Annotated in this window: 1 protein-coding gene; it reads left to right on the top strand. The window is 38.8% G+C overall.

Features of this window, described 5'->3' with window-relative positions:
- A partial coding sequence (locus ACTND6_RS11120) for a transposase (protein ID WP_441045118.1) occupies positions 1 to 541 on the top strand: 541 nt, incomplete at both ends.

Genomic DNA, 541 nt, shown 5'->3' on the forward strand with positions numbered 1-541 from the left:
AAGCTATGATAAAGGGTTCTACGTCTATGCCAAATCTGACAGATCATCTGAAGATTCTGATACCACCCATACAGAAAACATCAAAGGCTGTGTCAATTACATGATGCGCTATGCATCCCGTCCTGCCATGGCTGAAAGCAGAATCACTTCTTTTGATAAAGCAACTCATGAGGTCGTCTGGTATTATGATGATCATAAAACTGAAGAACGTATAACTGTCAAGGAATCCGGCCGTGAACTGCTGAAGAAAATTTTCATCCATGTTCCTGAAAAGCATTTCCGCATGATCAGATATTATGGCTTCTACAACAACAAGTGTCAGGATCTCTTGAATCATATTCATGAACTTCTGGGAAAAGAAAGAAAAAAAGACTACTCAAAAGAAGCACGGGACAGACTGAAAAAAAGAAAGCTGAACAAATTAAAATACAGAACTGCCATCAGAGATACCTACAATCGTGATGTGCTTTTATGCAGCTGCGGCTGTATAATGAATTACATAGATACATACAATCCATTGGAGGGAATCACAAATGACAGA

This window comes from Bulleidia sp. HCP3S3_C9 (genome assembly GCF_052064035.1).
Lineage (GTDB): Bacteria > Bacillota_I > Bacilli_A > Erysipelotrichales > Erysipelotrichaceae > Bulleidia.